Annotated in this window: 1 protein-coding gene; it reads left to right on the forward strand. The window is 59.4% G+C overall.

Translation table 11 applies throughout. The annotated features are described in order from the left end of the window. Positions 1 to 234: 234 nt before the first annotated feature. Positions 235 to 1,200: transposase (locus GY725_26005; GenBank protein MCP4007651.1), on the forward strand; the 966-nt coding region annotated here is incomplete at its 3' end.

The following is a 1,200-nucleotide window of genomic DNA, read 5'->3' on the forward strand; positions in this document are numbered from 1 at the left end:
ATAGAGATGTCCGGTTTCTCCAATTTAGAAATGTCCGGTTTCGAGCACAGTTCCATGTCTGGAGGCAGACATGGGCGAAGCGAGATTCCTGACAATGAGCCGCAAGGAGCTGAACCCGTAGTGTGCCAAAACTCAACCGATGAATTTCGATTGTAGATTCAACAGTTTGCGCACCCGTCGCGATCGCGGATTTCAGCCGATTTTGGCACGCCGAGGCCGGGCTAGCGTTACCCGATGACACCGTTGCCCCTGCAATTCGCTCTCGTCCTGCTCACTGGTTGGCTGAGCCGACACCAGCAAGAAGTGATCGAGTATCTGCAGGAGGAGAACCGCGTTCTCCGCGAACAGCACGGCGGGAAACGCCTTCAGTTCACCGACGCCCAACGCCGCCGGCTGGCGCGGAAAGCGAAATGCCTAGGTCGTTGCCGACTCCGAGACATCTCGACCGTCGTCACACCCGACACGCTGCTCCGCTGGTATCGTGATCTGGTCGCGCAGAAGTACGATGGAAGTTCCAAACGGCGGCCAGGGCGCCCTCGAATCGAGGGCGAGATCCAGCGCCTCATCGTTCGGATGGCTCTCGAGAATCCTCGTTGGGGATACACACGCATTCGCGGTGCGCTGATGAACCTCGGCCACGAGGTTGGCCGAAACACAATCAAGCGCGTGCTCGCTGAAAACGGAATCGATCCGGTTGGACGGCGTCCAATGGCATGGAAGACCTTCCTGCGAGCCCATTGGGGCGCGATCGCCGCCACAGATTTCTTCACGGTCGAGGTTGTGACGTGGCGAGGGCTTGTTCGGTACTTCGTGCTCTTCGTGATCGACTTGAAGAGCCGTCGCGTGGAGATCGCCGGCATCACGGCGTCCCCGAACGGGGACTGGATGCAGCAGGTCGCCCGGAACTTGGTCGACTGTGAAGACGGCTTCCTCTTGGGTAGTCACTACCTGATCCACGATCGTGATCCGCTGTTCACAAACGTGCTCAGCGCCAGCCTGAGGCGTGCGGGTGTCAATCCGGTGAAGCTGCCGATTCGCAGTCCGAACCTCAACGCATACGCCGAACGCTTCGTCCGATCGGCGAAGTCAGAGTGCGTGGGCCAAGTGATTCCGCTCGGTGAGCGCCATCTGCGGCGCATCGTCAGCGAGTATGTTGAGCACTACCACTTCGAACGGAACCACCAGGGGCTCGGCAATCGA

Source organism: bacterium, from assembly GCA_024226335.1.
Classification (GTDB): domain Bacteria; phylum Myxococcota_A; class UBA9160; order SZUA-336; family SZUA-336; genus JAAELY01.